The 26,656-nt window shown below is 31.9% G+C and carries 28 protein-coding genes and 1 tRNA gene; 10 read left to right on the top strand and 19 right to left on the bottom strand.

The window, feature by feature from the left end:
- Positions 1–273: 273 nt before the first annotated feature.
- Together ACW9W3_RS09340 and ACW9W3_RS09335 are read right to left on the bottom strand one after the other, a co-directional pair.
- Positions 274–1,605: a ThiF family adenylyltransferase gene (locus ACW9W3_RS09340; protein WP_457765875.1), complete on the bottom strand. Its 1,332-nt coding sequence runs from the start codon at positions 1,603–1,605 to the stop codon at positions 274–276.
- On the bottom strand, positions 1,605–2,819 hold the full coding sequence (locus ACW9W3_RS09335) for a threonine synthase (RefSeq protein ID WP_457765874.1): 1,215 nt from the start codon (positions 2,817–2,819) through the stop codon (positions 1,605–1,607). The genes ACW9W3_RS09340 and ACW9W3_RS09335 overlap by 1 nt, the downstream gene beginning before the upstream one ends.
- 260 nt (positions 2,820–3,079) lie before the next feature.
- Here ACW9W3_RS09335 and ACW9W3_RS09330 point away from each other — a divergent pair, with 260 nt between their 5' ends.
- Positions 3,080–3,613 carry a hypothetical protein gene (locus tag ACW9W3_RS09330; RefSeq protein WP_457765877.1) on the top strand — a complete coding sequence of 178 codons (534 nt, stop codon included), beginning with the start codon at positions 3,080–3,082 and terminating at the stop codon, positions 3,611–3,613.
- On the opposite strand, the gene hisI is transcribed toward ACW9W3_RS09330, so the two are convergent.
- The 11 genes from hisI to ACW9W3_RS09275 are packed head-to-tail and all read right to left on the bottom strand — an operon-like array spanning position 3,610 to position 13,365.
- Positions 3,610–3,945: a phosphoribosyl-AMP cyclohydrolase gene (gene hisI, locus ACW9W3_RS09325; RefSeq protein WP_457765873.1), complete on the bottom strand. Its 336-nt coding sequence runs from the start codon at positions 3,943–3,945 to the stop codon at positions 3,610–3,612. The genes ACW9W3_RS09330 and hisI overlap by 4 nt on opposite strands.
- A gap of 22 nt (positions 3,946–3,967) precedes the next feature.
- Positions 3,968–4,771, bottom strand: coding sequence for an imidazole glycerol phosphate synthase subunit HisF (hisF, locus tag ACW9W3_RS09320; protein WP_457765872.1), 804 nt, complete (start codon positions 4,769–4,771; stop codon positions 3,968–3,970).
- On the bottom strand, positions 4,768–5,475 hold the full coding sequence (gene hisA, locus ACW9W3_RS09315; RefSeq protein WP_457765871.1) for a 1-(5-phosphoribosyl)-5-[(5-phosphoribosylamino)methylideneamino]imidazole-4-carboxamide isomerase: 708 nt from the start codon (positions 5,473–5,475) through the stop codon (positions 4,768–4,770). The genes hisF and hisA overlap by 4 nt, the downstream gene beginning before the upstream one ends.
- On the bottom strand, positions 5,472–6,077 hold the full coding sequence (gene hisH, locus ACW9W3_RS09310) for an imidazole glycerol phosphate synthase subunit HisH (RefSeq protein ID WP_457765870.1): 606 nt from the start codon (positions 6,075–6,077) through the stop codon (positions 5,472–5,474). The genes hisA and hisH overlap by 4 nt, the downstream gene beginning before the upstream one ends.
- Positions 6,077–6,664, bottom strand: a complete 588-nt coding sequence (locus tag ACW9W3_RS09305; RefSeq protein ID WP_457765869.1) for an imidazoleglycerol-phosphate dehydratase — start codon at positions 6,662–6,664, stop codon at positions 6,077–6,079. Before ACW9W3_RS09305 ends, hisH begins: the two co-directional genes overlap by 1 nt.
- Before the next feature lie 26 nt (positions 6,665–6,690).
- Positions 6,691–7,665, bottom strand: a complete 975-nt coding sequence (locus ACW9W3_RS09300; protein ID WP_457765868.1) for a phosphatase — start codon at positions 7,663–7,665, stop codon at positions 6,691–6,693.
- Positions 7,662–8,732: a pyridoxal phosphate-dependent aminotransferase gene (locus tag ACW9W3_RS09295; protein ID WP_457765867.1), complete on the bottom strand. Its 1,071-nt coding sequence runs from the start codon at positions 8,730–8,732 to the stop codon at positions 7,662–7,664. Before ACW9W3_RS09295 ends, ACW9W3_RS09300 begins: the two co-directional genes overlap by 4 nt.
- Positions 8,729–10,000, bottom strand: coding sequence for a histidinol dehydrogenase (gene hisD / locus ACW9W3_RS09290; RefSeq protein WP_457765866.1), 1,272 nt, complete (start codon positions 9,998–10,000; stop codon positions 8,729–8,731). The genes ACW9W3_RS09295 and hisD overlap by 4 nt, the downstream gene beginning before the upstream one ends.
- Entirely contained in the window at positions 10,000–10,977 is a 978-nt protein-coding gene (hisG, locus tag ACW9W3_RS09285; RefSeq protein ID WP_457765865.1) for an ATP phosphoribosyltransferase, read from the bottom strand. The genes hisD and hisG overlap by 1 nt, the downstream gene beginning before the upstream one ends.
- A 38-nt stretch (positions 10,978–11,015) precedes the next feature.
- Complete coding sequence (locus ACW9W3_RS09280; protein WP_457765864.1) at positions 11,016–12,272, bottom strand: hydroxymethylglutaryl-CoA reductase, degradative; 1,257 nt, start codon at positions 12,270–12,272, stop codon at positions 11,016–11,018.
- 1 nt (position 12,273) lies between these two features.
- Entirely contained in the window at positions 12,274–13,365 is a 1,092-nt protein-coding gene (locus ACW9W3_RS09275; protein ID WP_457765863.1) for a PQQ-dependent sugar dehydrogenase, read from the bottom strand.
- 82 nt (positions 13,366–13,447) lie between these two features.
- Between ACW9W3_RS09275 and ACW9W3_RS09270 the strand changes: the two genes are divergently transcribed.
- Positions 13,448–13,537 (top strand) — tRNA-Met (locus ACW9W3_RS09270).
- A gap of 1 nt (position 13,538) precedes the next feature.
- Here the strand turns inward: ACW9W3_RS09270 and ACW9W3_RS09265 are convergent.
- Complete coding sequence (locus ACW9W3_RS09265) at positions 13,539–14,867, bottom strand: TiaS agmantine-binding domain-containing protein (protein WP_457765862.1); 1,329 nt, start codon at positions 14,865–14,867, stop codon at positions 13,539–13,541.
- Between the two features lie 82 nt (positions 14,868–14,949).
- On the opposite strand from ACW9W3_RS09265, the gene dph2 reads away from it, so the two are divergent.
- A complete protein-coding gene (gene dph2, locus ACW9W3_RS09260; protein ID WP_457765861.1) occupies positions 14,950–15,945 on the top strand; it encodes a diphthamide biosynthesis enzyme Dph2 in 996 nt (331 codons plus the stop codon).
- Here dph2 and ACW9W3_RS09255 read toward each other — a convergent pair whose 3' ends face one another.
- Both ACW9W3_RS09255 and ACW9W3_RS09250 read right to left on the bottom strand, forming a co-directional pair.
- Positions 15,946–16,545, bottom strand: a complete 600-nt coding sequence (locus ACW9W3_RS09255) for a tetratricopeptide repeat protein (protein ID WP_457765860.1) — start codon at positions 16,543–16,545, stop codon at positions 15,946–15,948.
- A 2-nt stretch (positions 16,546–16,547) separates the two neighbouring features.
- The gene (locus tag ACW9W3_RS09250) at positions 16,548–17,627 is read right to left on the bottom strand and encodes a zinc-binding dehydrogenase (protein WP_457765859.1); all 1,080 of its coding nucleotides are present in this window, start codon (positions 17,625–17,627) and stop codon (positions 16,548–16,550) included.
- A gap of 87 nt (positions 17,628–17,714) precedes the next feature.
- Here ACW9W3_RS09250 and ACW9W3_RS09245 point away from each other — a divergent pair, with 87 nt between their 5' ends.
- The gene (locus ACW9W3_RS09245; protein ID WP_457765858.1) at positions 17,715–18,266 is read left to right on the top strand and encodes an exosome complex RNA-binding protein Csl4; all 552 of its coding nucleotides are present in this window, start codon (positions 17,715–17,717) and stop codon (positions 18,264–18,266) included.
- A 3-nt stretch (positions 18,267–18,269) separates the two neighbouring features.
- Complete coding sequence (gene pheA, locus ACW9W3_RS09240) at positions 18,270–19,085, top strand: prephenate dehydratase (protein ID WP_457765857.1); 816 nt, start codon at positions 18,270–18,272, stop codon at positions 19,083–19,085.
- On the opposite strand, the gene ACW9W3_RS09235 is transcribed toward pheA, so the two are convergent.
- On the bottom strand, positions 19,082–19,549 hold the full coding sequence (locus tag ACW9W3_RS09235) for a hypothetical protein (protein ID WP_457765856.1): 468 nt from the start codon (positions 19,547–19,549) through the stop codon (positions 19,082–19,084). The two genes, pheA and ACW9W3_RS09235, sit on opposite strands and share 4 nt — an antisense overlap.
- A 109-nt stretch (positions 19,550–19,658) precedes the next feature.
- On the opposite strand from ACW9W3_RS09235, the gene ACW9W3_RS09230 reads away from it, so the two are divergent.
- Entirely contained in the window at positions 19,659–21,041 is a 1,383-nt protein-coding gene (locus tag ACW9W3_RS09230) for a glycosyltransferase family 39 protein (protein ID WP_457765855.1), read from the top strand.
- A gap of 11 nt (positions 21,042–21,052) precedes the next feature.
- On the opposite strand, the gene guaB is transcribed toward ACW9W3_RS09230, so the two are convergent.
- Both guaB and folP read right to left on the bottom strand, forming a co-directional pair.
- Entirely contained in the window at positions 21,053–22,483 is a 1,431-nt protein-coding gene (gene guaB, locus ACW9W3_RS09225) for an IMP dehydrogenase (RefSeq protein ID WP_457765854.1), read from the bottom strand.
- 30 nt (positions 22,484–22,513) lie between these two features.
- On the bottom strand, positions 22,514–23,380 hold the full coding sequence (folP, locus tag ACW9W3_RS09220) for a dihydropteroate synthase (RefSeq protein ID WP_457765853.1): 867 nt from the start codon (positions 23,378–23,380) through the stop codon (positions 22,514–22,516).
- Between the two features lie 33 nt (positions 23,381–23,413).
- Between folP and ACW9W3_RS09215 the strand changes: the two genes are divergently transcribed.
- From ACW9W3_RS09215 to ACW9W3_RS09200, 4 genes are read left to right on the top strand one after another with little or no spacing between them, the layout of a single operon-like run.
- Positions 23,414–24,151 (top strand): 6-hydroxymethylpterin diphosphokinase MptE-like protein, encoded by a 738-nt coding sequence (locus ACW9W3_RS09215; RefSeq protein WP_457765852.1) that lies wholly within the window; start codon positions 23,414–23,416, stop codon positions 24,149–24,151.
- Positions 24,152–24,186: 35 nt separating this feature from the next.
- Positions 24,187–24,762, top strand: coding sequence for a hypothetical protein (locus tag ACW9W3_RS09210; protein WP_457765851.1), 576 nt, complete (start codon positions 24,187–24,189; stop codon positions 24,760–24,762).
- Positions 24,763–24,766: 4 nt separating this feature from the next.
- Positions 24,767–26,290 carry a glutamine-hydrolyzing GMP synthase gene (gene guaA / locus ACW9W3_RS09205; protein ID WP_457765850.1) on the top strand — a complete coding sequence of 508 codons (1,524 nt, stop codon included), beginning with the start codon at positions 24,767–24,769 and terminating at the stop codon, positions 26,288–26,290.
- On the top strand, positions 26,290–26,652 hold the full coding sequence (locus tag ACW9W3_RS09200; protein WP_457765849.1) for a hypothetical protein: 363 nt from the start codon (positions 26,290–26,292) through the stop codon (positions 26,650–26,652). Before guaA ends, ACW9W3_RS09200 begins: the two co-directional genes overlap by 1 nt.
- The last annotated feature ends 4 nt before the right edge of the window (positions 26,653–26,656 follow it).

Genomic DNA, 26,656 nt, shown 5'->3' with positions numbered 1-26,656 from the left:
CTAACATAATTGTCATTAATGTAAGACTAGTTATTTTACGTCCTATTTCGTTATTCATGTTATTAGCATTTTTCAATAGAGTTCGTATTTAACCCTAATGGACCATTTGTCCACAATATGAACAAATATTGGGATAATTTCATATAATTTTTAATTATTGTATAATTTCCATAATATTATACTAGTAATATTCTAATTATTATTAAATCATATTAATGATCTGTATATTTTGCATGTATTTTCATAGATTTATGTAAATATTACAGGCTATTTTTAAGCCTTGATCTCTTTACCTAAGAGACTTTTGTATAATGCAATAGCATCAGATTCATCTTTTGGTCCAACTACAACAGCTGAGCCTTTCTTCATAAAACTTACTGATAATTCATTGGTCCTCAATGACAATCCAAGTCCACCTTGATTTTCTACAACGAATCCTTTTTCTTTTGCAATGTTAGTTACATTGTTTACATCAAGATCAAATGTATCAGTTGGTGTGATGGAATAAGTTCTTTTTCCCCTATTTCTTCCACATAATTCTTCTAAAATTAATTCCTCTTTTTGGATAATTTCAAGACTTCCAGTTCCACAAATAGGACACTCCTCAACCCTAAATGTTTTTACAGAATTAAAATCAAGATTTTCCAAATCAATATGTAAAATTTTTTCTGAAAGAGAGGGTTTTTTTCCAATAATAATTTTTACAGCTTCTGCAACTTCAATTCCACCAACTATTGAAAGTATTGATGGATGCACACCCTCAATACTACATGTTGGCATTGTATCTTCATTAAGATCAGGGAACATACAATAATAGCATGCAGATGTATTTGGTATAACTGTAAATGCTTGTCCTGAAACTCCAACTGCAGCACCAGTTACAAATGGAATTCCAAATTTCACACAAGCTTTGTTTAATGCATATCGTGCATTAACACTATCAAGTGCATCTATTACAACATCACATCCTTCAATAACCTCAAGTGCGGTATAATCATTAACAGAAACTGCAAGTGCTTCTATTTTACATTCAGGATTTAGTTTCTGTAATTTTTTTGCAGCCACTTCCACTTTAACTTGGCCTACATCATCTTCATCAAACATTGTTTGTCTGTGTAAATTAGATAATTCTATTACATCTCTATCAACAATTCTCAAAGTTCCAATACCCATTGCAGCTAATCTAGATGTTATGGGATTTCCTAAACCACCAGTTCCAACAACACAAACTTTAGAATTTTTTAGTTTTAATTGTCCATTATATCCAATCTCTTCAAGCATAACTTGTCGAGAAAATCTATCAAGTTCTTTTGGAGATAATTCTTCTGAACCTCCAGCAACTGCAGGTAAAATGTAAATTTCATCACCATCATTAAGAGAAGTTTGCATCCCATTAGAGAATTTTGCGTTCTTTCCATTTATGTAAATATTAATCAGAGAACGTGGAGTTCCATCACTTTCCAATACTCGTCTCTTAAAGTCATCGCCCATTAACTCAGAGACTTTTGAAAATGCATCGATAAGAGAATCAGCTGAAATTTCAGTCTTTTTCTCGCCTCCACTTTGATTCAAAACGGATGGTATTGTAAATATAATATTTGCCACTAGTTTACAACCGCCGATATTTCAGATATATTTGCCTTCATCACGTTAGGTTTTTTCAAAATTTCCATGATTGATTCGGTTGCTTTCAAACCATTTCCAGTTACGTAACACACTACTTTGTCATTTGCATCAATTTTTCCTTGTTCCACCATTTTCTCAAGAACCGATATTGAAACTCCACCTGCAGGTTCTGTAAATATTCCTTCAGTTTGTGCAAGTAATAAAATTGCATCAAGAATTTCTTTATTGTTGCACTCTTCAGCAAATCCGTTATATTGTGCCAGACGTTTGAGTACATATCTGCCATCACCAGGATCACCAATTGCTAAACTTTTTGCAACAGTATCAGGATTCTCAACAGGTATTACTTCTTTAGATTTTTTCTTAAATGCATCAACTATTGGTGCACATCCATGTGGTTGTGCTGCAATCATGTGCATGTTAGAAACATCATCAAGGAGTGAAACACTTTGTAATTCTTCAAATCCTTTACAAATTGCATTAAGCATTGCACCACTTCCGACTGGGATTATTATTTGATCAGGTACTTGCCAATCAAGTTGCTCTGCAACTTCAAAAGCAAATGTTTTAGAACCTTCAACGTAATGAGAGCGCATGTTAATGTTCACTATTCCAATTCCTTTACTATCACCTATTTGTGCAGCAATTCTATTTGCATCATCATATGTTCCATCAACTGCGATATAGTTTGCACCATAAGAAAGTGCTTGAGTAATTTTTGCCATCTCAATGTTACTTGGTGCAAATACATGACAGGGGAATCCTGCTTTTGCTGCATGTGCAGCAGTAGCGGATGCTAAATTACCCGTAGAAGCACATCCAACTGCAGATAATCCAAACTCTTTTGCTTTTGATACTGCAACACCTGCAGGTCTATCTTTGAATGAAAATGTTGGATTTACAGAATCATTTTTGATGTAGAGATTATTCAATCCCAATTTTTTCCCAAGGTTATCAGCCTTAATTAGAGGAGTCATTCCAGCACCAATACTAACAATATTAGATTTGTTCTCTATTGGTAATAATTCAAAATATCTCCAATAGGTATGTTCACGATTTGTAAAGGTGTTCTTTAGAATCTTAGGAAAATCATATTTGACATCAAGTGGTCCAAAACACTCATCACAAATATACTTGAATGCATTATCATAGTCCTTTTTACATTCTCTACATTGCAATGATGTTCTAGTCAAGATCAATTCCTTCTTGAAAAACATAGATAAAAAATCCTAATATCAAGTTAAGCAATACTTAATTTTAATAGATAAAAAATATAATAAAGAATTGAGTTGAAAGTAAGAAAATTAACTAAAAAAGACTATTTTAGAGAAAAATTCAAGCAAAATAAATTTTAATAAATAATTTTAAAAAGAGTAAGGTTTTTAGTGATTTTTGGAAAATTATTTTTGTGAATCAAGCCAAGATCATAATCCTTATAATTATAGGAATAACTATGATAATAGTAGGATTTGCAATTATAACAAATCAAGAAGATAATAAAATAAAAGTTGAAGATGTTTCAGATAAGGAATTAAGACCAACAGAAGAGATCACACCACAAATTCAAGAGAAATTTGACGATATTGAAAAAATAAATTTAGAAAATGAATATTCACCGAAAATCAGAGAATGGTTAGCATCAGGACCCTTTCAAATTGATCGTAGTGAATATGTATTAGGCGAAAAGATTTTTTTAAGAATTGGTGGATTAGGATTGGATGAGAAAGGACAAGTTGCTTTTCTTAGACCGTTAAACAGTACACATTATTCAGTTTATTGGACCATTCCATTTGATGGTGCAGATAAACCAGCATTCAATTATTATCTACAACCACAACTCTCAAAAATTAATGGGTATTGTACTGTAGATGATTTTGTGGGTGATTGGAGAGTTGTGTTTAGAGGAACCGATTATCCAAATTTAAAATTTAGAATAATTAACGAAATTCTTCCAGGTGAAGAAGCTAGTTACACTCCACGATGTTAATTTAATTTTTCTAATGAATTATGAAAACAAACTTGTTTACCTAAATGACATGCTGGTCCTGATGGTTCAACAAGATAAATTATTGCATCAGAATCACAATCAACTAGAATTTCTTTTATCTTTTGAGTATTACCTGATTCTTCACCTTTCATCCATAGTTTATTTCTAGAGCGACTCCAAAACCAAGAGTTACCAGTTTTTTTGGCCAATTCTAAAGATTCTTTATTTGCATATGCTAAAGTCAAAACATCTTTAGTATTGGCATCCTGAACAATTACTGGTACAAGACCTCCACTTTTTTTAAAATCTATATCATCGATGGATTTTTGCATATTTAGAAAAGAAAAATTGGTTTTATAATCTTACAGGAATTTCTTTTTCCTTTAGGAATGCTTTCACACCTTCTACACCATGAGTTTCATAGTGAAAAATTGAAGCTGCTAAAGCCGCGTCTACATTAGTTTTTTTAAATACATCAACCATATCATCAGGCTTTCCGCAACCACCTGATGCAATTACAGGAATTGATACAGAATCAACAATTGTTTTTGTTAGTAAAATATCATAGCCATCTTTTGTCCCATCTCTATCAATGCTGGTGAGTAAAATTTCGCCTGCACCAAGTGTTTCGACATTTTTTGCCCATTGTATAGCATCAATGCCAGTTCCTTCTTTTCCACCATAAATAAAAACTTCATACCAGAATTTTTCATCATTTTCAGAAATTATTGTCACATCATCTTTTAAAGAATAATTTCTTTTAGTATCGATTGCCACTACAATGCATTGACGTCCAAATAATTTCATTAGTTCGGTAATTACTTGAGGATTTTTTATTGCTCCAGTATTGATACCAACTTTATCAGCACCATTTAGTAAAATGTTTCTTGCATCTTCTAATGATTTTACACCTCCACCAACAGTAAATGGAATATTAATTACAGAAGCAATATTTCTCACCAGATCTTTGATTGTATCTCTTTGCTCATCAGATGCTGTGATATCTAAAAATACTAACTCATCAGCACCTTCATTACTATATTTTTCAGCTAATTTAACAGGATCACCTGCATCCTTTATTGATTCAAAATTTAGTCCTTTTACTACTCTACCATTTTTTACATCAAGACAAGGAATAATTCTTTTTGTTAGTGTCATGCTATTTTCTTTGCATCCTCTATTGTAATCTTATTTTCATAAAGAGCTTTTCCTAGGATTACTCCATATGGGGTTTTTTGTTTAACATCTTTTACATCATCAACCTTTGATATTCCTCCACTTGCAATCACATTTATTTTTCCAAGAGCACATGCTTGTCCTAAAAATTCCAAGTCAGGGCCTTCCAAAGTTCCATCACGATTAACATTTGTTAATAAAAATTCTGTAAAACCCATTTCAAGGAATTCTTTGATAGAATCAATTAATTTTAATTCAGTTTTATCCTGCCATCCATGAATAACAATTTCTCCATCTTTATGATCAACAGAAATTACGATTTTTTCAGAACCTAATGACAAGAGTAATTTTTTTAGTAATTCTTTATCTTTAAATGCCAAAGTTCCAATTACTACCCTATTACAAATTTTGATTACATCTAAAATTAGTGATTCACTTCTTAGACCTCCTGCAACTTCAACAGGTATTTTCACTTGTTCTAAGATTTTTTTGATTATGGGAATGTTAGAGCCCAATCCTAAAGTTGCATCTAAATCCACTATATGCAGCATATCAGCTCCATGTGCTTCCCATTTTTTTGCAATTTCTATAGGATTATCACTGTATACAGTTTTTTGTTTAGGATCACCTTTGTAAAGTCGAACAACTTGTCCATTCATTAGATCAATTGCAGGAATAATTTTCATTTTTTACACACTTTAAGAAAATTCTCAATCATTATCTTTCCAACAGTGCTAGATTTTTCTGGATGAAATTGAGTACCAATAAAATTATCTTGTTCAACCACTGCTGGAACTTTAATTCCATAATCAGATACTGCAGTAATCACATTTTCAGAACTTGGTTTAACTCTGTAAGAATGTACAAAATAAACCCATGAACCATCATCAATACCTTCAAGAATCTTTCCAGGGCGTTTAATTTCAAGATCATTCCATCCCATATGAGGAACCTTTAGAGATGGTGGAAGAATAATCACTTCACCATCAATAACGTTCAGACCTTTTTCTTTTCCTTCTTCACTTTTTTCAAAAAACATTTCCATTCCAAGACAAATTCCTAGTACAGGCATATTTCCTACATAATCTTGAAATTCAGTTTTAGAATAATTTCGAATACGGTTAATAGCAGGATCAAAATTTCCTACTCCAGGAAGTAATAATCCAGAATAGTTGTTAGGTTCATCAAAATTTGTGATTACATCTACTGTGGCTCCTGCTTTTTCTAAAGAATTTTTTAAGCTAAAAATATTTCCAGCTCCATAATCAAAAATTGCTACACTAACCATTACATTGAACCTTTAGTACTTGGAATTCCTTTTTGTTTTTTATCTTTTGTAGAAGCATTTCTAAATGCAACAGCAAGTGATTTTATAGCAGATTCAACTTTGTGGTGATCATTATCCCCATACTTTACAGTAAGGTGAATGCAACTATTCAGATTTTGTAGTAATGATTGGAAAAAATGCTCAAGATCTTCTTTTGAAACATCTTCAATTTTATTTCGTTTAATCAATAAAGTAGATTTCCAAAATGGGCGCTTTATCAAATCAATTGATGCTTCAGATAGGGATTCATCCATTGGAACTGATGCATAACTAAATCTTGCAATACCCATTCTAGAACCTAATGCTTTATCAATTACCTGTCCCAGAGTAATTGCAGTGTCTTCAATTAGATGGTGTTCAATACCATCATTGGATTTTGCATTAATCTTCAAATCCATCATGCCATGTTTTCCAAAAGATACAATCAAGTGATCAAGAAAATTAATACCAGTCTTGATGTTTGTTTTTCCAAATCCATCGATATTTACAGATACCTGAACGCTAGTTTCTTTGGTATTTCGATTGATTGATGCTTTTCGGGCGGCCATATTTCTCTCAGACTATAGAATTTGTTTTATTCTAAATTTAATACCTTTGGAAGTAAATCAATAGAGTCCAATACTAGAATAGCACCATTTCTTTCAAATAATTCAAGTTTATTTTGAGGGTTTTTGCTAGTACCTATTATTCCACAAAAAATAGTTTGGTGTCCCAAATCAGTGGCTTTTTTTGCCATGATAAAATCCTCCATTGAATCCCCCACATATAATGTACATACACTTTTCATTCCATTGATTGAATCTACAAGGGATTTGGGATTTGGTTTTGCAAGTTCTCGTGATTCATCTTCTAAAAATGCTGAATTTTTCAAATCAAATTTTTGAAGTAATTCCTTTAGTGAATAACTTACTGATTCTTTTCCTCTACCAGTAACCATTGCAATTTTTGAATTAAAGTTATTTTGTAATTTTTCAAGTAAAAGATCATTTAAAATCACATCATCTTGTTCTATTAAACCAGGAGCACTAAATTTAGAAGGATTTCCAAATAATTTTTGATACAATTGAGGACCATAAAAAATTTGATCAAAATTTTGATATAAAATATTTTCATGATGAGGCCCTGGATAAGATAATTGATTCTTGATTTCAGATATATCAGTTAGATTTTCAAGATATTGTTCTACAGACTCAATACCTGAAGAATCAGAATTTCTTATTACATCAAAAATAAAACTAGACGGATCTTTTTGTAACTTTTTTGCTGCAACAAGAGAAATTATTGAAGCGTATGCAAGATCAACTTCGTCATTGAATCCACCAGTAGATTTGAATCCATCAATTATTTGAAAATTAACATCTATAGTGTCATTAATTTTTGCAAAAGTCTCCAAAATATATTTAGTAGTTTTAATAATTGCAAGATCATATGATTTTGTAATATCAATTAAAACACCATCACAATCAAATATTACAGCATCAATTTCATTTAATACATCAATACAAGAGTTATCAATGTAGATCCCATCAGATTTTTTTGTTAAAGTCATCCCAATAAATCACGGATTGCAAGTAAGAATTTTGAATTCATTTCTTTAGTACCAATTGAAACTCTAAGACATCCTTCGTGATTACCAATTTTTCCTAATTTTCGAATAGATATCCCTTGCTCTGCAAGTGCCGCAAATACTCGTTTGTAAGAACCATGAGCATCAAAAAGCACAAAATTAGCCTTGGAATCAAAGACTTTAAAGGAATCATATTTACGGAGTGTATCGATAATTCTTTTTCTTTCAGTTTTGATGCTGCCTACTGCATCATTCATCAGATTTGATTTTTCTAAAGCTAAAATTCCAGATTCTATAGTAATGGTACTTAGAGGGTATGGGTATTGAAGCACGTTCATAAAAGTATCAGTGAATTTCTTATTTGCAATAAAATATCCTAATCTGAGTCCTGCCAAACCAAATGATTTTGATACAGTCTGGACAACAATCAAATTTTCATGAGTTTTTACCATGCTGGCAAGAGAGTAATCGCCAAATTCTCCATATGCCTCATCAATAATTACAAGACCACCAAAAGATTTGATGAGTTTTTGCAACTCATTTTTTGGAAACTGAAATCCAGTGGGATTATTTGGAGAGTCCAGATAAAGAATATCTGCATCTTTGGATTGTATAATGAAATCTTTTATGTCTAGTTCCATATTGTTTGAAAATGGAATTGCTATCATTGGAATTGAATATAATTTGCAGCGTTCTTCAAAAAATCCAAATGTGGGATTGGATGTTAAGACTTTGGTATCTTTTGATGCAAAATTAGAAAGTATTAAATCTAAAATTTGATCAGAGCCATTTCCAACACCTATCATTGAAGAAGGAATTTTAATGAATTTAGATATCATACCAATTAATCTTTCCACTCCTCCCAATGGGTATTCTCTTACATCAGAATTTTTTTTAGCGGATAATAGTATGTCATTTTGGAATTGTTTTGGAATTACATAATTTTCATTTGAATCAAGTTTTACAGCATCTTTTAGAAGATCAGGTTTTTTATATCCTCCAATATTAGAATATTTTTTAGTTTTTTCATCAAACCAATTTTTTTTCATTTCAATCTACCTCTAACTGATTCATAATGATTGAATAGACCTTCCGCTGTTGTTAAAACTTGTAGATGTTTTGAAAGTTTTGACAATGATGATTTTGAGCATTTCACTTGAGTGTTTATTTTAACAAAGTCCAAAACAGAAAGAGAACCACGAATTTTACCAAATCCACTGGTAGGAAGGATATGATTTGAGCCTAAAACATAATCACTAGCTGAAGATGGAGTATCATTTCCAAGTAAAATTAGTCCAGAAGTAAAAATTTTTGAAGAAACTGATTCAGGGTTTTTTGTCATTACCTGTAAATGCTCAGGAGATAAGGTATTTGCAAGTTTGATCATATCAGATTGTGTCTTACAAATTGCAATGAATCCATTATTTTTTAGACTTGCTTTAACAAAGTTTGCTCTTTGAATTTTTGGCAATAATTCAAAAACCATTTTACTTACAGACTTTGCAAGCTTTTCTGAACTAGTAATAAGATAACAAAAAGTATCATTACTATGTTCTGCTTGAGAAATTAAATCTAATGCAATAAACTTTGGATTTGCAGAATTATCTGCAATAATTCCTAATTCAGTAGGACCTGCAAGCATATCAATTCCAGTTTGTTCACTAACTAGAAATTTTGCTCTAGTAACAAAAGCACCACCAGGGCCAACTATTTTATCAACTTTAGAAATTGTTTTTGTTCCATATGATAATGCAGCAATTGCTTGAACACCTCCTGTTTTGTATATTTCAGTAGCACCACAAATATCTGCAGCAACAACTGTCAAGGGGTCAATATCACCATCAGAGTTTGGTGGTGATACTACCACAATTCTTGAAACCCCTGCAACTTTTGCTGGAATTATTGACATGATAGCAGAACTTGGATATCTAGCTAAACCTCCTGGAATATAACAGCCAACACTTTGAATTGGAATGAATTTTTTAGTAATTTTAATTCCATCAGTGTTAATTGTTTTATTTTTTAATAGGGATTTGATGGTAGATTCAGTTTTTTCTAACCTAGTTTTTGCTAAACGCAATGCATCAAGTTCAGATTTTGATATCTTAGAATATGCATTTTTTATTTCAATTTTAGATAAACGAAAAGAAGAGATTGTTGCTTTGCCAAATTTTTTTTCATATTTTCGTAATGCCTCATCACCATTTTTTTTTACATTTTTTAGAATTGATTCTACAATAGATTTATTTTTTTGAGGCTGTTTTGGAAGAATTTCAGATGTAAATTTTTCAATATTAGATACTTTTATTATTCTCATCAATTTTCTTCGTCACGCTTGATCTCTTCAAGCTCAAGAATTTGGCGAGGTTCATGAACGACAAGACCTTGAGCAATCTTTCGGAGTTTAGGAATAAGTTTGTGGAATTCTTCTTTTTTTATGACTGTATTTATTCCAAACCATCCTTCCTCGCTTAATGGACTAACAGTAGGCTTTTTGAGCGAAGGCATTTCTGCTAATAGTTTCTTGAGATTTTTTTCTTCTACATTTAGGTAAATGTGTAAATATTTTCTACCATGAACAGCACCCCTCATAAGAGTGACAATATCAAATATTTTTTCACGTTTTTTAGGATCTTTTAGAGATTGTTTGTTTACAATCAAATGTGCAGTTGATGTTAGAACCTCATCAACAATTTTTAATTTATTTTGTTTTAATGTAGTTCCAGTTTCAGTAACATCCATTATAGCATCAACATCTTCAGGTGGTTTTGCTTCAGTTGCACCAAATGATAGATGAATTTGAACATTTTTGTTTGTCCCCAAACGTACCCACGGGGTTACAATTAGCGGGTTTTTTGTACCATGATATTTTTTGTAAGATTTTGATTGTTTTAAAAATTTAGAAGCAGTTGTAAGATATTCTGATGAAATACGAAGTGTTTTTTTCTTTTTTCCATAATCTGCAATCATTTCATCGAGATTTTTATAATGATATTTATCTGGAAATGCAATCACTAATCTAATTTTTCCATATTCTAAATCCAATATAGCTTCAACATCAGAATTTGTTTCTCCCACCCAATCCTTTCCGGTAATTCCAACATCATACAATCCTTCTGCTACCATAGTTGGAATCTCTTGAGGCCTAAGCATCTTTACAATAATATTTGGATCATCCAAGTAAACTCGATAAGTTCTGCTCTTTCGATTAACTTTAGTCCAAGATTTTTCTAATAATTTGAAAGTTGCCTCTTCTAAACTTCCTTTAGGAATTGCAAATTTTACATCAGTCATTTTCAATTTTTTCACTTTTTATCTATATAATCGCATGTTTAAATTTGCTCAAGTAATTCTTTAGCCCTATCAAGTGAAATTTTCTTTTCTTCAATCATTTTTTGAACAATATCATCAATTTGTTCAGTAGTAGCTCCTGCGGCTGCTGCAAGATTCCTAGCATGAAGACGCATGTGGCCTTTTTGGATTCCTTCAGTGGCAAGAGCACGGATAGCACTATAATTTTGAGCCAATCCCGTAGCAGTCATAACACACGCAAGTTCTTGTGCAGTTTTTACCCCAAGAACTTTAGTGCAAACTTTAGCCACTGGGTGAACATTAGCTATTCCACCAACAATTCCAACTGAGAGTGGAATTTCCAAAGTTCCAACTAAATTGCCTTCATTATCTTTACTCCACTTGCTAAGAGATCGATATCTGCCAGATTCTGCAGCATATGCGTTTGCTGCAGCCTCAATAGCTCTACTGTCTTGACCAACAGCGTTTGCAACAGCAATTGTTCCATTCATGATTCCTTTGTTGTGAGTAACTGCTCGATACACATCATTATCAGCAAATTCAAAAGCTAGAATAATGTTATCAACAACCTCCTCTCCTCCAACTGCTTCTTTTTCGAACACTGCTTTTGCTTTTGCAATTCTTCTAGTTGAATAGTTTGATAATATACGAAGTAGTGTTCTACCACCAGATATCTTTTCGATTAATGGAGAGACTGCCTCACACATTGTATTTGTAACATTTGCCCCCATTGCATCTCCAACATCAATTAAGAGTTCAACAATTAGCATTTTACCAGAAGGTGTATCAATTTCTTTACAAGAAACTTCTTTTGCACCTTTACCCATTTTAGATAGAGTGTTACTTTTAGAATTTGCCAAATCTAAAATTTCATTGGACGAATTTTTAATTGCTTTAATTGCTATATGAATATCAACATCTAAAACCTGTATCTGACCAATACTGTAAGATTCTATTGCTGAAACTTGAAACCCTCCTTTGATTCGTGCAACTTTGGCACCCTTTGAAGCTGCTGCAATTACTGATGGTTCTTCAATAACCATTGGAATAATGTAGTCTTTACCATTTATCTTGAAATTTGTTGCAATACCCAAAGGTAAAGAAAATGTACCAATTGCATTTTCAACCATTTTGTCTGCTTTATCAAAAGAAATTCCTCCATTTTCACTTTGTAAGATATTAATTTCATCACCAGATAGATTTGCAAAATTTGCAACAATATCTAATCTTTCTTTTCTTGTTTTTTCAAATAATTTTGAAATTGATGAATCTGGCATTTTATTTTACTATCCTCAATAATTTATCATCCATTCTATCTGGAAAACCTTTTCCATCAGTATTTGAAGTAATTACATAAAGACTTCCATCATTTCCCTCAACTACATCACGAACTCGTCCAATACCACTAAGAATGGATTTTTGTGAACTTAGACCCTCCTCAAAGTCTACTTGATACAGATTTGCAGATCTCATCGAGGCCATAATGAATGGAAATTCAAAATCAAGTTTATCACCAGAATAAAACAAAATACCTCCAGGCTCTATACTTGGATCATAACACAATATGGCATCTTCAAAATTTTCATTCCCTGAACATTGCTGTTCTGGCCAACCATAGTTCTTTCCTGCTTGAATAATATTGATTTCGTCATTTTTTTCAGGTCCAAATTCTGCTACAAACATAGTACCATCATTATCCCATGTCATTCCTTGTGGATTTCTGTGTCCTAAAGAGTAAACGGGTGAATCAGAAAATGGGTTATCATTAGGAATTGTTCCATCTTCATTTAGTCGTAAAATTTTTCCAGATAAAGAATCAAGTTCCTGTGGAAGATGTGATGCGTCTGAAACTGTTCCAGTACCAACATATAATTTTCTATCAGGTCCAAATTTTATAAAACCACCATTAGTAAACGAGGAGCCAGGAATTTTATCAAAAATTGTTTCAGCATCTTGTAATTTATTTTTAGATTCTGTAATTCTCATAATTTTATTCCATAAATTTCCATCTTCTTCATATGTCAAAAATACATAGATGTAGTGATTATCCGAAAAATTTGGATCAAGTGTAATACCTAGTAATCCCCCATCAAACACATTTGCAGGACGAAATGCAGCAAGTGGTGATTCTAATAGATTTCCATCCTCAATAACTCTGATGAATCCATCTTTTTCTGTAACAAAAATTCTATCATCTGAAATTGCAATTGCACGTGGTTTGTCAAGATTTTCAGCTACAATAGTTACATAATCATTTTGAGAATTTGAAATGGGTTTTGGTAATGGTATAGGATCATTTGGTGATGTTAGAACCAATACTGAAAATATAATAGCTCCAATAACTGCAACGATTTGAATTTTTTTATCCACAAAAAAGTAATCTTTGCAAATCCTATTAATTACTTTCAAGAATTTGATAAAGCGTATATACGGCTGAACTTCATTTATGTTCAGCGGGGTGGGGAAGCCAGACTAATTAGGGCTAAGTCATCCCGGCGGGCTCATAACCCGCAGTTCAGTAGTTCAAATCTACTCCCCGCTACTTAGTTTCTATAAACGCAAAACCATGAAAGAGATTTATCAAATTTTGCGTGTTTATTGGTCAGGCCCATACGCTGTAAAGGTCTTGTAAGATGTCTATGTGCAGATATTTTTGGAACATACAGTTGTTTTTTGAGTTTTCTTGAAATTTTATTACTAGTTTTACTTTTTGCTTTTTTCCCACAACGAATACACTGAAATCCTTGATTACTGCCTTTAGATTTCATTTTTTTATTACATTTTTTACAGAATGGATTTGATAAGGATATGATTTTTTCAAGATCAATAATTTCAATGAATTCAAGATTAATTATGCGTGGAAAATTTTTTGATGCTTTTCTAACTCCACCACCCACACAAATTTTATCTCCTTTAATCAAATTTGAAGCAATGTTATTGATTCCCGTTTCTTTGTAAACAGCACACCAAAATTCATGATTATTTGAATTAATTTTAAAAAATACATGTCCTCCTTTAACAATTTTAGGACTATTTGACACTATTCCAGTAATTTTTCCTGAAGCATAAGGCAACATAGTTTCAAAAGTTAATTCATTTTTCAAATGATCCCCAGTTCCTTGATTTGATTTGAAAATCAAGTATCCATCTAATTTTTCTTCACTTTTTAGAATCTTAGTTGCATAAAGTAATGAACCAATATTTTCTCCTCTTACACCATAGAAAACAGGATCAGGGCCATGCGGAGTAATTAGAATTCGTCCTTTCTTTGTATCAAAGCTGTTAAACGTATTTGGAAAAGTTTTTTCTTGCATAAGTTTTACGCTGTTAGAAGATATTTTTCTTTCTTTTCCAAATTTAGATTTCTTACGATAGCTTAAGAGTTCTAATGTATAATCATGGAAATCATATCCTATTGCACCGATAGCTCCTACTAATCCTTGACCATTTCCTTTGTAAAAAAATTCAAGATTATTTTTTTTTGCAAATTTTTTTGCAGTATTTCTATTAATTAATCGCCATAAAGCTAAATTACTAAAATCAGTAAAATCAGATGGAATTGAATCATTTTCAAAAAACACCAATCCAGGATTAGCGCCATTTTTTACATCAGAGTATTTGGAAACAAGATTTTTTACTTCTTTTTTTACATTTGATGGATTTTTAGTCTTGATTTTTATGGACACAGCACCATTGCCTCTAGTTTTCCATGGAATGTTAGGATTAAATCGAATTAATCTTGGAAAATCTATAAATTCAGTTTTCTGTTTTTGGAGTAAATCAACAATTTTGTAAGCTAGAAATGTAGTACACATTCCCTTTGGTGAATCAGTATCATCAAACCCAATATTGAGAATTGTTTCTTTTTCCACAATTCACTTTGATAATTAAGACATTTTTAGTTGTTGGATGGTTCAGTTGATTTAAATTAATAAAGTCACATTCCAAGCTGAATTGATCATAATAGATGAAGAAAGGATTTTCAAAGAAATTGAGACTAAAAATCCAGCATCAGTTTCATTAAATGGGCCAGATGGTATTTTACCTCAAGTGCAAGAAACTGCAATGAGAATATCAGAAAAATTTGGAATTCCAGCTTATGTTTTAGCAGACACTACATGGGGAACATGTGATCTAAACACAAATGGCTCTAAAGTTCTTGGAGCAGAAATTCAATTCAATATAGGACATACAATTAATACAGAATCATTAGAAGAAAATCTTGTTTTAATTGATGCGTTTGATGATGTAGAATTTGATAGTGTGGCAAAAAAATGTCCAGAGATATTAAAAGGGAAAACTATTTCACTAGTTACAGATAGTCAGCATTTACATCAAATAGATAAAGTTAAAAAAATTTTAACAGCAAATGGAATCAAAGTAAAAATTGGAAAAGGCAAAGGACAGTTAAATGATGGTCAAGTGTTTGGGTGTGAATTTTATCCTGCATCACAACTAAAAAAAGAAGTAGATGCCTATGTATTTTTAGGCCAAAGTAATTTTCATGCTGCAGGCATTGCATTATCTACTAATTTGCCAACATACATTTTAGATCCTTATTTTAACGAGGTAAGAGAAATTACAGAATTTGCTCAGAAATTAAAAAAGCAGGCATCACTTGCAATATACAAAGCAGCTGAAGCTAAAACGTTTGGGGTAATTGTGGGACTCAAAGAAGGTCAATTATCCAAAGTGTTTGCCTTAAAAATCAAAAAAGAATTAGAAAAAGCAGGAAAGAAAGTTCAGTTGTTTGGATTAACGGACATTACAAATGACAGATTACAAAATCTTAAAGGAATTGATGCGTTTGTTCAAGTTGCATGTCCAAGAATATCCACTGATAATCAATTTGACAAACCTGTTTTATCAACTCCACAAGCAAATGCACTTCTTAAAATTTTACGAAACGAAAGTATTGAAGAATATCTAGAAATTCCACATTGGTTATAATCAGAATACGAGGTTTTTGAATCTAGAATTATCAGATAATTGAAGGTAAGATTTTGAATTTTTTGCCTTTATTTTATATCGTAATCCCTGAGAAATCGCTTGCTCAAGTAAGTCAAGTGCTTCATCTATTTTTGAGAGCATTACAAGACTACAAGATTTATCAAACAACACATCACCATTTTCTGGATAATCATGCAATATACTATTACAGCAGGAGATAGATTCTTGGAATTTTTCCATGGAAAATAAAATTCGTTCTTTATGGTATAGCGCAATGTTGTAATTTGAATTATTCTTTAGGATTTTATCACATAGAGATAATGCTTCAGTAAATTTTCCTATCTTACGATAAGATGATATTTTATTTACCAGCACTGAAATATCGTCTGGATGTATTTGTAATGCAGAATCATAACATTTCAATGCATTTTCAAAATCTTTGAGTTTGCTTAGAGCATATCCCTTATTATTTAGAGAACTAAGATGTAGTGGATTTTCATTTAAAATTTTATCATAATATTCTATTGCTTCTTTTAATTTTCCTGCCAAAAATAATCTATTTCCTTCATCCAATATAGAATTTATTTTAGGATCTGACATTTTCAATCAGAGTTTGGTTTCATGATGATTTTTCCAAAAAGTCCTTTGCCTGTAAGCATTTTTTTGTGAGCTTCTGCAGCTTTCTCTAACGGATATACTGAATCAATTATTGATTTTATTTTTCCTTGTGACATCCAATAGAGACCCTGTTCTAATTCAGCCCTTGTTCCCTGAGTTGAGCCTAAAATATTGATTCCTTTAAAGAAAATATGACGTAGATCAGTTTGTGCATCATAGCCTGTAGTTGCGCCAGTTGTAACAAGGGTCCCACCATAATTCAGTAGGGTTAGTTCTTTATTCCAATGAGTGCCACCAATATGTTCAAAAATCACATCAACGCCAGGTACATCTCCATATGGTTTTGGAATTGTTTTTGCAATCGATCTTACTTCTTTATGCCAATCCTCTTTTCTGTGGTCTACTGCAAAATCTGCTCCAAGTTCTAATAATTTATCTAGTTTGTCAGGACTAGCAGTTGCAATAACAGTACATCCAAAAAGTTTTGCAATTTGAATTCCATAATTTCCAACACCTGAACTACCACCCATTATCAAGACTAATTGTCCAGGTTGAATTTTGGCCCTTCCAACTAACATATGCCATGACGTCAGCAAGGTCATTGATGCAGCAGCTGCTTCATCAAATGAAACATCATCTGGAAGTTTTACAACATTAACTTCTGGAAGATGAGTAAATTCACAATATCCACCCCAAAGAGGACCTGTTTCAAAACCCCATATCGTTCTCTTTTTGCAATCATATTCTCGTCCATCAGTACATGCTTTACAAACTCTACATGACATATTTCCATGAGATACTACTCTATCACCAACTTTGATGTTTTTTACGTCTCTACCAACTTCCACTACTTCGCCTGCAGCATCTGTTCCAGAAATGTGAGGTAGTGGAATTGCTAATGGTTTTCCCCTCATACCCCAAATGTCATCATAGTTTAGTGCTGCTGCTTTTACTTTGAAGGTAACTTCATTGGATTTTGGTTTAGGTACAGGTAGATCTTTAATTTTTAAGATTTTAGAAAAATCATCATCAGTACTATATTTCTCATAAACTAGGGCTTTCATGATTTTTTTGAGATTTTTGGAGATATATGATTTACCAGATAATTACAGACCACAAACAATTATAATCATAAAAACAAAAATCTCAGCATGTCTGAAAATGCAACATTTCCAGGGGATAGAATAGCATCTATTGAAGAATATGAGGCTGGACACAATACCTTTGATGATGGAGACATGGTTAGAGCAGCAACTGTAGGTGAGAAAGATATCAACAAGGAAACACGTATTGCCAACATTAAACATCCAAAACTTCTATCAATTCCTCAAGTAGGAGATATAATTATTGGAACAGTAGCAGCAGTAATGTCATCTATGATTGCAGTTTCAATTGATTACATTAATGGAAAACCTACTACCTCAAAAGTAGAATGTGTTTGTTCAACACGAAACTTGAGAATAAGAAATGTGGCTCTGGTTAATGATATTGTAAAATTAAAAATTCTGAATCATCTAAACGGTACAATTCATGCAGCAATTAGTGAGCCAGATTTGGGAATCTTGTTCACAAAATGTAGAAAATGTGGTGGAAAAGTAGTTCCAATGCGAGATGCCATAAAATGTACTGAATGTGCATGGATTGATGAAAGAAAACTTTCTTCTGATTTTGGCAATAGCGATTTCATAAAATTGAGAGAGTAAGAAATGATTAAGGTTTCGTTCCAAGGTGAACGAGGAGCATACAGTGAAGCTGCTGCAAGAGCATTTTTTAATAAAGAAATCAATACGGTTCCACTATCAACATTTGCCGAAGTTTTAGAGAATACATCCACAGGTAAAACAGAATATGCAATTTTACCCGTTGAGAATTCATTGGAAGGAAGTGTAGGAGAAAGTTATGATTTATTGTATTCCACAGATCTGAATGCCATAGGAGAAATTTATCATAGAATAGAACATTGTTTGATTGGAATCGGAACATTAGATGAAATCAATACGGTTTATTCACATCCACAAGCTTTAGGGCAATGTAGAAAATTTATTGAAGATCATAACATGAAAACAATTCCAGCATACGATACTGCTGGAAGTGTAAAAATTGTCAAAGAATTAAAAAATAAAAATTGTGCTGGAATTGCAAGTAAAGTTGCAGCTGAAATTTATGAGATGCCCATTGTTTCAAAAAATATTGCAAATAATCTAAATAATTATACACGATTTTTAATCTTGTCAAAAACAACTAGTTCTATTTCAGATAATGACAAAACATCGATTATTTTCTCCATAAAGCATGAGCCAGGCTCATTATTTAGAATCATAGAAAATTTTCATAAAAATAATGTCAATCTCACAAAGATTGAATCAAGACCAACAAAAACTAACACATGGGAATATAATTTCTACGTAGATTTTGAAGGACATAAAGAAGATTCAAAGATTTCAGAAATGTTAGAAAAAATAAAACACGATACATTATTTATGAAAGTTTTAGGATCTTATCCTTCTGCCAAACTAAGCTAAAATCCTTTTGGTTTTCTTAGCGTAAAACCCATACTAAATCCAATGATTACCATTCCTGAAGTAATAACCATAAGGTCATATGTGAACCATATTGGATCAGAAGTTCTTACTATGACTCCAGTAATTGTTAAATCAGTATTTCCGGTATTTTGAATGAATATTTCGGTTTCACCATCGGCTAAATGAGTCCAATCTAATTTTAATTCCTTTTTGTAGGAAGTATTTGGAATCTGTAAGCCATCGGCTGGGCTTGACATTTTTAGATCAAATGCATCTCCAGTAATCTCCATAGTTTGTCGTGTACTTGTTGGAGCAGGAATTTTATAGTGAGTAGAATCGCCAACAGATACAACATAATTTTCGTTAACAGTAATTGTTCCAATATGTAAAAATAAAGAATAACCTCCAATTGCAATAATTATACTACCAACTATCAAACCAATGATAGTTCTTTTGGATAACATGTTTGAATTGTTTCAGATACTGCTTAAAAAATTATCTATAGTTATTTTTCTAATACTATCAATTTCACCAATTTAGCAAGTTAATATATTTAATTTCAAGTATGAGATTATGGAAGCTTTAGATCTAATCACAAATAAATTACAAAAAATAAGTATCATTCACGTTGTTTTAGTATCATTTTCAATTCACATGTTTGTAATCTCACATCCTAATTATGAGGTATTAGACGAACTATTTTTTACAAATTTTATGAGATGGTTTATGATAGGAATTGATCATTCACCATATCAATTACCAGGTTTATCATTTATTGTAGCACCATTTGTCTATATCTTTGGAGATAATTGGATCTCATGGAGATTCCCAATAGTAATTTTTGGAATGTTGTTTTTATTTTTTTCCTATAAAGTAATAGAACATACTTCAAATAAGCAAATTGCATTATTAACTTCAATAATACTTGCTTTTAGTCCTGTAATTTTTACTTCTTCGTCATTAATGTTAAGAGATATTCCCGTAATGGCAATGGGTTTTATCTCAATCTATCTTTATTTTAAACAGAAATATTATTTTGCTGCATTATTCATTGGACTATCAGCAATAATTAAAGAAACAGCAATATTTTTTGTTCTTTTTATTGTGATTTATCATTCAATAAAAAATAGACAAGAAATCTTCATGAATATTTCAAATAATATTAAAAAACAAAATATCACATTTCTTAAAATTCCAGCAATATCTATTCTAATAATAATATCATCATTCATTGTTCCTTTGATGATCTATGAGAATACAATTACAGTTCTGGAATATACTACTAGACATCCAGAATATTATACAGTAAATGAAAATGGAGAATTTGGAGTAATGCGATTTGATGTTACAAGAACTACTACAGAATTATTAGAAAAAAACATTAGTGATTTTAACTACATGGACGAAGTGAAAAATCCAATCCAACATTTACAAATATTACTGACAAAGGGATATTACTCACAAAATGAAACCCCTGTTAATCAGTTTATAGCTTCATTTTTACCTATTTCAGGTGGCGAGACAATTCATCATCTAAGATATGGGTATGAAAAAGTATACCTTGATGATGAAATGTTTGAAATGCATGAAAAAGAATATCCAACGTTATGGGTACAATCAAGAATTAATTATTCATATTGGCACGTAGGGTTTTGGAGTTGTATTGTTCTTGTTGGGTATAGTATTTTCCAAAGAATTAGGAATGATGAACATATCGAAAAAGGAATAGTTTTCATCATAGCTGGTTTAGCATTCTTTATTCCATATTTACTGGTAGATATGATCAGAGATACTTTTGCTTATTACATGATCTACTTTCTGCCAATTATGGCATTTGGTTTAGTGTTTATGTTATACAAAATTCCTAATAAAATAGTAAGATTCGCTCTACTTACAGCTTTTATGTTAGCCATAATAGGGAATTTTTTGTATGTATTTCCAGTATGGGGATTTTAGATCTATAATACCTACATCAAAGAAACGTCATGAGGCTGACTTTCTGCAAACCCAGCTCTTGACATTTTAATAAATTCAGCATTTTCTTGCATTTGTGGAATTGAGTGTGCACCACAATAACTCAAACCTGAACGAACTCCACCAGTTAGTTGCTTGAGAATATCAGTAACTGTACCTTTGTAAGGAACCATGGCTTCAACTCCTTCTGCAACATAATCATTAAGGTCATCATCAAGTGAAATTGAGCCTGTTTCTTTTGATTTTCTACCAATTGAGGCAGCTAAAGAGGCCATTCCACGATAAACTTTGAAGCGTTTTCCATTTTTAGTCAAAACAGTTCCAGGAGATTCATCAGTACCTCCAAGCATACTACCAACCATTACAGATGAAGCACCAGAAGCTAATGCTTTTGTTGCATCACCAGAAGTTCTTGTACCACCATCAGAAATTATTGGAATGCCATATTCTTTTCCAATTTTTGCACAATCCATTACTGCAGTTAATTGTGGAACACCTGAACCAGTGATAACTCTAGTAATACAAATTGAGCCAGAACCAACACCAACCTTTACTGCATCAACACCTGCTTTAATCAAATCTTCAGCACCTTGTGCAGTTGCAATGTTTCCTGCAATTAGTTCACAGTTTGGGAATGCTTTTTTGATATTACGAATTGTACTCATTGCATTTTCACTATGACCATGTGCAATATCTACAACAAGTACATCAGCACCTGCTTCTAAAAGAGATTCACTTCTTTCTAAAAAGTCACCTTTAACACCAACTGCTGCTCCAACTAAGGGACGACCTTTCTTATCTTTTGAAGCATTAGGAAAATCTGCGTTATTTGTAATATCTTTACTTGTGATCAATCCTTTGATAATTCCTGAATCATCAACAATGGGTAATTTTTCAATCCTATGTTGATGTAAAATTTCTTTAGATTCATCTAGAGAAACTCCAAATTTTGCAGTTACAACATCTTTAGTCATAATATCTTCAATTCGAAGTTTAGGATCAGCAAAAAGTAGATCTCTTTCAGTAACTATTCCAATTAATTTAGAATTAGAGTCAACTACTAAAAGACCAGAAATTTCCATATCACTGGCATAATCAAGTGCATCTTGAACTGACTTATCAGAAGTAATAGAATACGGGTTCTCTATCATTATACTTCCTGAGCGCTTTACTTTGAGAACTTCATGTGCTTGTTCTGCTATAGTCAAAAATCTGTGAATTATACCTATACCTCCAGCACGAGCCATGGCTACAGCCATAGAAGACTCTGTTACAGTATCCATATTTGCACTCACAAATGGAATGTTTATTGTGATATTTCGTGATAATTTTGTAGATAGATCAGTTTGACTTCTACTTGTAATATCGGAATATTTGGGTACAAGAAGAACGTCGTCAAAAGTTAATCCTTCTTTGAATTCCAATGAAACCTTGTTAAGAAAGTTGAATATTGATTATAAGCCTTTGTGTTGTTTTGTTAATTTAGATGCTATAGTTATTGCATCTTTGGTTGCCTGTACATTATGGGTCCGAATTATGTCAGCGCCATTAATTACAGAGATGGTCTCTGCTGCAATAGATCCAAATAATCGATCAGCAGGATTCTCTTTTCCCAAAATATTTCCCAGAAAAGATTTGTTAGATACTGAAATTAAAATAGGGAAATTTTGTTTAACAGATTTCAAGTTTTGAATAATTGTTATATCCCTTTTTACCCAATCAGATTTAATTTTGGTAAAAAATGGTCCTTGTCCTGTTTTTCTAAAAAATCCAATGGCAGGATCTAACACAATTTTATCAAATGGGACATGGGAATTTTTGGCAATTTTCAAGCTTTCTCTAAAAAGTTTTTTTACTGAAGTTACAGGATTGCCTAAAACGGTTTTTGAGTGATATGCACATAAAATTAGAGATGGTGAATGCTTTAACACCACTTTTTGCATTTCTTTATCATACTTTAATCCTGAAATATCATTAATTATTTCAACTCCATTTTCCAAAGCATCTTTTGCTACTTTAGCCCTACATGTATCAACAGAGATTGGAAGGTTGGAAACATTTTGAATTATTTTAATTGCAGAAAGAACTCTTTTTGATTCAATTTTTTCAGATATTATTGTAGAAAGATATGGTGCAGTAGACATTCCACCTACATCAATAAAATCTGCACCATTATTTTCCATCTCCTTTATTGAGTTTTTAATCTGAATTGTACTTGTATGAATGGATTTTTTGTAAAAAGATTCAGGGCTTGTGTTTAAAATTCCCATAATACGTACAGGATTTTTTCCGCCTACGCCTACATTTGCAATTTTTGCCACATGGTTTATCAAATCTAATGCAATTTGAGTCATATGATGGTTTTAGGTTGGAAAAAGAGATACTCAGATATTTTAAAGGAATTCAATTATTCTGAAAAAAAAGATGTTGAATCAGCTGTCAAGTTAAACTCTCTTTTAAAAAAATCAGATGCCATTGAAAAAATAATTCAATTGATTCAAGGAAATACTGTTTTTGTTATTGGTTCGGGTCCATCATTATCGACTGCAATTCCAAGATTAAGAAAATACAGGGAATCTATTAAAATTGCAGCAGATAGTGCACTAAAACCACTTGTAGATAATGGAATTATTCCAGACATCATAATTACTGATTTAGATGGGGATGAAATCACATTGAAAAAAATTGGGAAAACAAAATCGATTTTTGTTGTGCATGCACATGGTGATAATATTGGAAAGCTAGAGATTGTAAAAAAATTTAAAAATTATATTGGTACAACGCAATCAAAACCTTTTAGTAAGATTCAAAATTTTGGGGGATTTACTGATGGTGATAGAGGAGTTTTTCTTGCTAATTATTTTAAGGCAAAAAAAATTATTTTATTTGGAATGGATTTTGGAAATAAAATTGGAAAATTTTCCAATACAAAGAAAATAGAAAGGAAAACGAAATTAATGAAATTAAAAAAAGGGGAATATCTTTTAGAATGGTTATCAACTATCACAAAATCAGAATTATTTACCACATCAAAGTCAATTAAAGGATTTAAAAAAATATCATACAAAGAACTGGATATTATAATTACCTAGAATGCATTTAATACCCATCCCCCATTAATCAAATTATGAAATTTTCACCAGAGCAGGTAAAGGAAATTGCTGCTTTGAAAGAAAGTTTGATCGAGCAAATTGACAAACATCAAGAATCCATTGAAATGCTAGAAAAAAACATCACTGTTTTAGATTCATTCCTTAAAGATTCTAGTTTTACAAAAGCTTCTCAGTTGGAAATTAAAAAAGAGGTAGAAATTCAACCTGAACCAAAAAAAATTGTAAAGCCCGTAGAAAATTCAATTCCAATTAAAAGAGTAAATGATGGCAAAATAATTGCCAATGCATATGTCACAGTAGAACAACTATCCATAGTTTTAGAAAATGAAATTGAGATAAATGCAGATACTCCTCCCTTCAAATCATTCTTTTTAGATAGAATAATTGGAGAAATGAAAAAGAAGGATTTTCAAGAAGCAGAAAATGGAAAAATCCAAAAGGAATCAATGATTGATTATATAATTAACAAAAACGGAACAGATATTCGAGAAATTATAATTAAAAACTACAGACAAAAAGAAAGAGTCAACGAGTTAATCAATACAGCAGGATGGTCATTAACTAGAATGCTTGAAAATATCAAAAAGTGATAACATGGATAAAATCGTAGTTTTAGATTTTGGGTCACAGTATAGCCATTTGATTTGCAGAAGAATTAGAGAATTTTCAGTTTATGCAGAACTTGTACCTTTTGATATCACTTATGAGGAATTGCAAAAACTTAATCCAAAAGGAATAATTTTTTCAGGAGGTCCATCAAGTGTTTATAGTTCAGATGCGCCAGTTCCTGAAAATAAAATCTTTGAAATGAATTTACCATTACTTGGAATTTGTTATGGTCATCAATTAATTGTAAACAAGTACGGTGGCAAAGTAAAAAGAGCAAATAAAGAATATGGTTCATCACTACTTACAATAGATAATGATAAAGATCTACTAAATGGAATTGGGGAATCAGTTAGAGCATGGATGAGTCATGGAGATGAAGCAGAGCAAATTCCACCTGGATTTCGGGTAATTGGACATACTGAAGGTGCAAAAGCTGCTGCAATTGCATCAGAAGACCAATCTATTTACGGAATTCAATTCCATCCTGAAGTGGTACATACAGAACAAGGAACTGAAATTCTTAAGAATTTTGTTTTAAAAGTTTGTGGGGCAAAACAAGATTGGACTATGGAGGGATTCATAGATACAGCAGTAGAAAAAATTTCTAAAATTGAAGGAAATGTATTATGTGGAGTAAGTGGCGGAATAGATTCCACAGTAGTTGCACTATTAATTCACAAAGCAATTGGAGATAGACTAAAGTGTGTTTTTGTAAATAACGGACTATTACGACTAAATGAAGAAAAAGAAATTGAGGAGATGTTCAAAGATAATTTCAAAGTTGATTTCACTTCAGTTGATGCTGCTGAACAATTTCTTAGAAAACTCAAGGGAATAGAAGATCCAGAAAAGAAAAGGATGATTGTAGGAGAAGAATTTATTCATGTTTTTACAGAGTTTGCTGAAAAAAATGGCCCTTTCAAATGGTTGGCTCAAGGCACATTATATCCAGATGTAATTGAAAGTGGAGTTTCAAAAGGTCCTGCAGCAGTAATAAAATCTCACCACAATGTAGGGGGGTTACCAGATTGGCTCAATTTAGAAATTTTAGAACCATTAAGGGAATTATACAAGGATGAAGTAAGAAAGATAGCAAAAATCCTTGGAGTTCCAGAAAAACTTTTCATGAGACATCCGTTCCCGGGACCAGGGTTAGCTGTTAGAATAATAGGAGAAGTTAATCCCACCAAACTAAAGATTGCAAAAATAGCCAGTAGAATTGTTGAGGATGAATTACTAGAGGCAAATTTGTATGATAAGGTATGGCAAGCATATGCTGCGGTAGGTGATGATAGGGCAGTAGGAGTTGTGGGGGATGAACGCAGATATGGCAATATTGTGATGATTAGAGTTGTAGATTCAATTGATGCAATGACTGCAGATTGGACTAGACTACCTCATGGTCTTTTAGAAAAGATGAGTAATAGAATAACAAACGAGATTGAAGATGTTACTTGGGTAACATATACAATTTCCAGCAAACCTCCTGCAACAATTGAGCCACAGTAGTGATAGTTTTGGAATATGAAAAAATTTGTGATGATATTTTAGAGTGTGATGAAAAAATCAGATATGTAGGAGTTTATGATTATGGAGAACTCTATGACAAGATGAAAGTAGGGTTACAAAGTCATTTATCAAGAGAAGAAACTGAAATGTCATTATCTCAAGCAGTGTATCGATGGTCTACACGAAAGAAAACATCAGAAAAAATTGGTAAGCCAATTTTTGCATTAGCAAAATATGAGAAAATATTTCGTATTACAATTCCTATTGGAGGAGCAGGATTAATTTTGATTACCACAGAATTAGATATAGATGTTATTGAGATAGTAGATAAAATTCTAAAAATTAAAAATAAATATTCCTAAAATT

It is taken from the genome of Candidatus Nitrosopumilus sp. bin_68KS, assembly GCF_054095825.1.
The sequence above is the reverse complement of the archived record's forward strand: the minus strand, read 5'-3'. Positions and strand labels throughout refer to the sequence as shown.

Excerpts from the sequence above, each read along its gene's own strand:
- ACW9W3_RS09330 (WP_457765877.1), top strand. The coding sequence starts at position 3,080 with ATGATAATAGTAGGATTTGCAATTATAACAAATCAAGAAGATAATAAA.
- hisI (WP_457765873.1), bottom strand. The coding sequence starts at position 3,945 with ATGCAAAAATCCATCGATGATATAGATTTTAAAAAAAGTGGAGGTCTT.
- hisF (WP_457765872.1), bottom strand. The coding sequence starts at position 4,771 with ATGACACTAACAAAAAGAATTATTCCTTGTCTTGATGTAAAAAATGGT.
- hisA (WP_457765871.1), bottom strand. The coding sequence starts at position 5,475 with ATGAAAATTATTCCTGCAATTGATCTAATGAATGGACAAGTTGTTCGA.
- hisH (WP_457765870.1), bottom strand. The coding sequence starts at position 6,077 with ATGGTTAGTGTAGCAATTTTTGATTATGGAGCTGGAAATATTTTTAGC.
- ACW9W3_RS09305 (WP_457765869.1), bottom strand. The coding sequence starts at position 6,664 with ATGGCCGCCCGAAAAGCATCAATCAATCGAAATACCAAAGAAACTAGC.
- ACW9W3_RS09300 (WP_457765868.1), bottom strand. The coding sequence starts at position 7,665 with ATGACTTTAACAAAAAAATCTGATGGGATCTACATTGATAACTCTTGT.
- ACW9W3_RS09295 (WP_457765867.1), bottom strand. The coding sequence starts at position 8,732 with ATGAAAAAAAATTGGTTTGATGAAAAAACTAAAAAATATTCTAATATT.
- hisD (WP_457765866.1), bottom strand. The coding sequence starts at position 10,000 with ATGAGAATAATAAAAGTATCTAATATTGAAAAATTTACATCTGAAATT.
- hisG (WP_457765865.1), bottom strand. The coding sequence starts at position 10,977 with ATGACTGATGTAAAATTTGCAATTCCTAAAGGAAGTTTAGAAGAGGCA.
- ACW9W3_RS09280 (WP_457765864.1), bottom strand. The coding sequence starts at position 12,272 with ATGCCAGATTCATCAATTTCAAAATTATTTGAAAAAACAAGAAAAGAA.
- ACW9W3_RS09255 (WP_457765860.1), bottom strand. The coding sequence starts at position 16,545 with ATGTCAGATCCTAAAATAAATTCTATATTGGATGAAGGAAATAGATTA.
- ACW9W3_RS09250 (WP_457765859.1), bottom strand. The coding sequence starts at position 17,627 with ATGAAAGCCCTAGTTTATGAGAAATATAGTACTGATGATGATTTTTCT.
- ACW9W3_RS09245 (WP_457765858.1), top strand. The coding sequence starts at position 17,715 with ATGTCTGAAAATGCAACATTTCCAGGGGATAGAATAGCATCTATTGAA.
- pheA (WP_457765857.1), top strand. The coding sequence starts at position 18,270 with ATGATTAAGGTTTCGTTCCAAGGTGAACGAGGAGCATACAGTGAAGCT.
- ACW9W3_RS09235 (WP_457765856.1), bottom strand. The coding sequence starts at position 19,549 with ATGTTATCCAAAAGAACTATCATTGGTTTGATAGTTGGTAGTATAATT.
- ACW9W3_RS09230 (WP_457765855.1), top strand. The coding sequence starts at position 19,659 with ATGGAAGCTTTAGATCTAATCACAAATAAATTACAAAAAATAAGTATC.
- ACW9W3_RS09215 (WP_457765852.1), top strand. The coding sequence starts at position 23,414 with ATGATGGTTTTAGGTTGGAAAAAGAGATACTCAGATATTTTAAAGGAA.
- ACW9W3_RS09210 (WP_457765851.1), top strand. The coding sequence starts at position 24,187 with ATGAAATTTTCACCAGAGCAGGTAAAGGAAATTGCTGCTTTGAAAGAA.
- guaA (WP_457765850.1), top strand. The coding sequence starts at position 24,767 with ATGGATAAAATCGTAGTTTTAGATTTTGGGTCACAGTATAGCCATTTG.